The sequence below is a fragment of the Desulfovibrio sp. OH1186_COT-070 genome (assembly GCF_003860215.1).
Taxonomy (GTDB): domain Bacteria; phylum Desulfobacterota; class Desulfovibrionia; order Desulfovibrionales; family Desulfovibrionaceae; genus Desulfovibrio.
In genome coordinates, this window is record NZ_RQYH01000052.1 from 1 (window position 1) to 5,754 (window position 5,754).

The 5,754-nt window shown below is 51.0% G+C and carries 5 protein-coding genes and 1 pseudogene; all 6 read left to right on the forward strand.

All coding sequences use genetic code 11. The features are described 5' to 3' along the window. Nucleotides 1-63: 63 nt before the first annotated feature. Entirely contained in the window at nucleotides 64-570 is a 507-nt protein-coding gene (locus EII23_RS13655; protein ID WP_124793461.1) for an Abi family protein, read from the forward strand. 135 nt (nucleotides 571-705) lie between these two features. Beyond that, entirely contained in the window at nucleotides 706-960 is a 255-nt protein-coding gene (locus tag EII23_RS11270) for a ribbon-helix-helix protein, CopG family (protein WP_124793462.1), read from the forward strand. Further along, a complete protein-coding gene (locus EII23_RS13660; RefSeq protein ID WP_124793463.1) occupies nucleotides 960-1,181 on the forward strand; it encodes a type II toxin-antitoxin system RelE/ParE family toxin in 222 nt (73 codons plus the stop codon). The genes EII23_RS11270 and EII23_RS13660 overlap by 1 nt, the downstream gene beginning before the upstream one ends. A 45-nt stretch (nucleotides 1,182-1,226) precedes the next feature. Further along, entirely contained in the window at nucleotides 1,227-3,500 is a 2,274-nt protein-coding gene (locus tag EII23_RS11280) for a DUF1156 domain-containing protein (protein ID WP_185702384.1), read from the forward strand. Beyond that, nucleotides 3,481-4,494: a hypothetical protein gene (locus EII23_RS11285; protein WP_124793464.1), complete on the forward strand. Its 1,014-nt coding sequence runs from the start codon at nucleotides 3,481-3,483 to the stop codon at nucleotides 4,492-4,494. Before EII23_RS11280 ends, EII23_RS11285 begins: the two co-directional genes overlap by 20 nt. 27 nt (nucleotides 4,495-4,521) lie before the next feature. Beyond that, nucleotides 4,522-5,544, forward strand: a pseudogene (locus tag EII23_RS11290) (ParA family protein); the annotation flags it as partial. Between the last annotated feature and the right edge of the window lie 210 nt (nucleotides 5,545-5,754).

Sequence of the window (5,754 nt, forward strand, 5' to 3'; positions counted from 1 at the left end):
CCCATGACGATAATCGCTCATGCGGAAACTTTAAACAAGAAACGCTAAAGCTGCCAGCTAAAGCTGGGGGTTTTAACCCTCCCAAAGTGGGACAATAAATATTCAGAGATCTTGCCCCCTCTATGGGCAGTGTGCGAAATCATGTCTTTTGGAAAAATTTCGAAATGGATCAAAAACCTGAAAGACCCATCTGACAGAAACATGATCTCCAGAAAATATGAACTTGATGAAGTTGTATTTTGTTCTTTTTTACATGCCTTGAATATTTTGAGAAATAGATGTGCACATCATTGTCGTGTTTGGAACAGAAGCTTGAAATTCGGAATAAAGCTCCCCAAAAACCCTGAAATTCTATCTGATTCTGTGTATAGAAACAGCAAGACAAAAAACAAATTGTATAATCAATTATGCATGCTCCTGCATATGATGAACGTAATCAATCCTGGCCACAGCTGGAAAACCAGATTGGGCAAGTTGTTAAAAAGATATCCCGGCATTCGTCCTGATTCCATGGGTTTCCCTGACGATTGGGAGAACTTGCCCTTATGGCAAGGAATTTTTGACAAATAGCCATATGTCCGTCACAAGCGGCCTCTTTTCCCCGCTCCCGGCTACCCTCCATCCTCAAGAGGTAGTGTAATTCCCCCCCCTTTGACGGGAGGTCGCCCGCTCGGATAATATGGGCTGAAACAACGGAGGACAGCCATGTCCATGACGCAGATTTCTCTGGATCACGCGACGTTGGCTGCGCTGGACGCTGTGGCATCGGCGCGGGCGCTTACTCGTGAAGAAACTGTGCGGGAAGCCATCAGAAATCTTGCTGAATATGACCTGTGGTTTCGCCGTAAAGTTCAGACGGGTCTTGAAGATATTCAGAAAGGCCGTGTTGTTTCAGACCAGGCAATGGAGGCTGAGGCGGATTCCTTGTGCGCACGGCTGGCTGCGACCGGACTCTCCTGATGTTGCTCCAATGGTCCCAAAGCGCATGCAGAGACAGACTTTCCATCATTGAGTATATCGCAAGAGACAATCCTGCTGCGGCCAGATCTGTCAGCACAGCGTTCCGTGATGCGGCATATGGTCTGCTGAACTTCCCCCACAAAGGGAAGGTCGGCCGCGTGGCCGGAACCCGTGAACTTAGCAAGCTATGCCACAAAATGAAAATTGAGACAATCTCGTGACTACAATGCCCAGAAAATGCCGCGTTTTAACCGAACGATCAAGAAATGCCCACATCGTTCCCGACAGGCGCAAGCGTGCCGCCTTGTTTTTTGGGGCTTTGGGCTAGTGTATCCCGAATGATAGAAGACCGTTACGACATAGCTTTTGTAGCGAATCTTGCCAAGCGGGAGAAGCAGATTCAGCAGAATTACCGCCCGGTTATCGCTGTGCATAAATGGTTTGCCAGAAGACCGGGCACCTTGTTCCGGGCTCTTATGCTCGCCGAATTTTCCGCTCTTTCTTTGCAGGACGCCTTTTATCAGGCGGGCAATCTTTCCGGAAAAACCATTGCCGACCCTTTCATGGGCGGGGGTACGCCTCTTCTTGAAGCGAACCGCATGGGAGCGCACGTCCGGGGTTGCGATATCAACCCGATGGCCTACTGGATCGTGCGCCAGGAAATGGAATACCTGAATCTTCAGGATTACCGCGCGGCAGCCGATGAACTCAGAAAAACTCTGGAACGCGAACTAGGCCACCTGTACCGCACCCGCTGCGAAGTCTGCGGCAACCCTGAAGCGCATGCCAAATATTTCCTCTGGGTGAAGGGCGCGGACTGCCATCATTGCGGCAACCCAATGGATCTTTTCCCCGGTTACCTCGTCGCGGAAGATGTGCGGCATCCCAAAAACGTCTTTGTGTGCGCCGAATGCGGCCAGCTAACGGAAACCTCGGACAGAAAAAATTCGTGGCTCTGCGTGCACTGCCGCGCTCCTCTCCCCATTGCCGGCCCGGCCAAAAGCAGCCGCTGCCGTTGCTCTCGTTGCGGAGAAGAGACAACGTACCCCAACGGGACAAAAACACCCCTCCGGCACCGGCTTTTTGCCATTGAATACCACTGCCCGGACTGCAAGCCGAAGCACCAGGGCCGCTTTTTCAAAGCCCCGGACGCTGAAGACTTGGCGAAAGCCGCTGAAGCGGAAAACCGCTTGGCCGCGCTGGCGCCGCAATACATCCCTGACGACGCCATTCCGGCCGGGGATGAAACGACGCGCCTGCACCGCTGGGGGTATTCGCACTATAGAGAACTCTTCAACTCCCGCCAGTTGTTAGGCCTGGAAACCAGCTGTCGCCTAATCGCCACCCAAAAAGACGAGCGTATCCGCAACGCCCTGGCGACCAACCTTTCCGACCTTTTGCGCTATCAGAATATGCTCTGTCGTTACGACACGATGGCTTTGAAATCCCTGGACATCTTTTCCGTCCACGGTTTTCCTGTCGGCTTGGTGCAGTGTGAATCCAATTTGCTCGGCATAGAGAACGGCGGAGGTCTGCCTGCGGGCAGCGGCGGCTGGCTGAACATTATTGAAAAATTCGCCAAGGCCAAAGCATATTGCGACAAGCCTTTTGAGGTCCGACACCAGGGAACCACCAGGGGCGGGCGCAAAGTCACCGTGCCAATTTCGGGCGAATGGATAGGCGATGTCCGGAACGGCGAGGCAAAGCGGGTGCTGGATATCGCCTGCGCTGATGCCGCAGGCCGGGACTGGCAGCCGGAAAGTCTGGATGGCGTGTTTACCGACCCGCCGTATTTTGGGAACGTGCAATACGCGGAACTCATGGACTTTTGCTACGTCTGGCTGCGCCGCCTTGTAGGCGCTGGGAATGCTGCCTTTTCCGCTCCCTCGACGCGGCACGCTCAAGAATTGACCGGTAATGAGAGCATGCAGCGCGGCCTTGCTCATTTCACCGAAGGCCTGGCTCAGGTGTTCTCGCGCACGGCGGCGGCTTTGAAGCCTGGTGCCCCATTCGCCTTCACTTACCATCACAACGACATCACCGCGTATTTTCCCGTTGCCGTGGCTATCCTGGATGCCGGGCTCATCTGCTCTAAAGTGTTGCCCTGCCCGGCGGAAATGGGCGCGTCCATTCACATCAAGGGCACAGGCTCATCCACGGTGGACAGCATCTTCGTCTGCCGCCGCCGTCAGGATCGGACTATCCTGAAACCGGACGATATCGACAACGCTGTACGCGACGATATGCAAGCGCTGGAAACTGGCGGGCTCACATCAACCTTGGGCGATACCCGTTGCGTAACTTACGGGCACATCATTCGGCAGGCGGTCAATGACTTGGTGGCGGATTGGAAAACACAGCGGCCGGTGGAAGACAAGCTGGATATTCTTGCCCGCTGGTTTGTCTCCTTCGGGGGACAGGAAGCCGTGCGCGGGCTCACTGGTGAGAATTGTTCCCACAACAGTCAGTATTCGTATAGTAATCAAACTTCTCTGCCCATTGCCGTAAAAGGGAGCGCACATGGTCCAATATCCGTTTGAAGCCGACCTTGCGGAATTGCAGGCCAACCTTGACCATTACGTGGATGTGGTCTTTGCCTCGCTGGAGTCGGATTTTCTAACCATGCCCAAGGGGCAGGGCTTTGTAGAGTATCCGACTTTTGAAACAGGCTATGAAGCCCTGAAACAGGCAACTCAGGGCTTTCGGAATTTTGACCCGGAAGCCGTGCGCGCCGCCTTGCTGCAAACCCCCATGATTTTCATCGTGCTGCGGGTCATGCTCGGCTTTACCCCGCCCGAATGGGCCTATATGGCGAGCAGCCACACAGGACTCAGCATCACTCAAGGGCACGCCCGCACTCTGGACCGGAATATCCGCCTCGCGCCGCTTGCCTCGCTGAAATGCAAAGGCGACGGCATGGCCCGCCTTGATGCCTTGGTACAGACTGCTTGCTCCCTGCTGCAAGAAGGAGCGCCAAAAGCGGAGCCTGACAAATTGCACCGTCTGGATAAAGCCGACACCAAACACGGCCTGACCGGCTTGCAAAATCTGGCCGGTATGGGTGTGCCGTATGCTATGCTGCTTTATGAACGCTTTTTGGGACGGCCCTTTGCCGGGCACAGGGACTCTGTGAGCGAGCTTATAGGTGACGGCCTGGAAACCGGCATTGAGGAAGTACTGACCAAGGCGGGCCTAAGTTTCCGCAAGACCAAACGCGCGGAGAAAATTCCCGGTTTTGACCAGGCTCCAGACTTTATTTTGCCCAGCGAGTTTAACCCGCAAGTGGTCATTGAAGCCAAAATCACTGAAGACGACGGCACAGCCAGAGACAAAGTGACGCGCATCCAGCACCTCGCGGAATTGAGCGAGCAACGGGAACGTCGGGGAGAAAACGCCTTTACCGTCATCGCCTGCATCGGCGGGCGCGGCTTTGGCGTGCGGCGGGAAGATATGAAAAAGCTGCTGCTGGCGACCAAAGGGAAGGTATTTACGCCGAGGACCTTGTGTCGCCTACCTAAATTAAGTCATCAGTGAGAACATTATGAAAACTATTGTTTTTTTAACAATAAAGGTGGCGTTGGTAAAACTACCCTCGCCTGTAACGTGGCTAGTTTTCTTCAAAACGAAAAAAGAATAAAAACGATACTCATTGACGCAGATCCACAATGCAATGCGACTCAATTGTATTACGATGATGAAAAGATTGATAGCTTATATATAAAAAATGAAAGCAAAAAAAGCACTCTTTACTATATATTGAAAAGTATTGAGGATGGTGATCCAAATATAAATACTGATTTTTCAATCATTGAAAAATCTAAAAGCAAATACAAGACAGACGTAATAGCTGGACACCCACGTTTGTCCATGCTTGAAGACAGACTTAGCGATTCTTGGAATAAACTTATTGGCGGAGACATTGGGGGAGCAAGAGTCACAAACTGGGTCAGACAATTACTTGAAAATATTAGCTCTAAATATGATGTGGCAATTATTGATGTTGGCCCGTCTCTTGGTGCCCTCAATAGGTGTGTTCTGCTGTCTAGTGACTATTTTCTTGCCCCACTTGGATGTGACATATTTAGCATTTTAGGCATCGATAATATATCAATATGGATTGATGAATGGAGTCAAAAATATGATAGAAGCATATCTATGATTAAACAGGGGAGCAAGTGTCAATCAATATCTGAATATCACATAATATCTGACACATCGTCAAAGTTTATGCTTTGTGGGTATACCGTGCAGCAATATGTAACAAAAACTGTCCGAAAAGGAGAGAAACGAGCTGTAAAAGCATACGATGATATAAAAAAACAGATACCAAAAGTCATACACAAAAAACTTTCAATCCTTACTCCAGAGAGGCTTCAACATACAGATCTAGAATTAACCAGCATTCCATACTTGTATAGCCTTATCCCAATGTCGCAATCTCATCATTGTCCTATTTATAAATTGACGAATAAAGAAGGCGTAGTCGGCAATCAATATGCCCAAGTGGCCAAGTACAAAGACACGCTTTCCGAGTTTTGCCTTAAACTACTAACAAACATTGATTATAGCCCCAACAAGACATAACGGACATGGTGAAATTTCCAGACTCTCTCATCAATGAATTTGCACGGCGGCGCTGTGTCCTTTTTTTAGGTGCAGGCGTTTCTGCTACTGCTAAAGCAGAGGACGGCGCACAGGTAGTGTCCAGAAATTTTCGCACTTTTCGTAGCAGCCATATGGTGTGGGTTTTGGCTCTGCCTTGAGGAGGCGGCGCGGGCCTTGTGAGCGGGATGC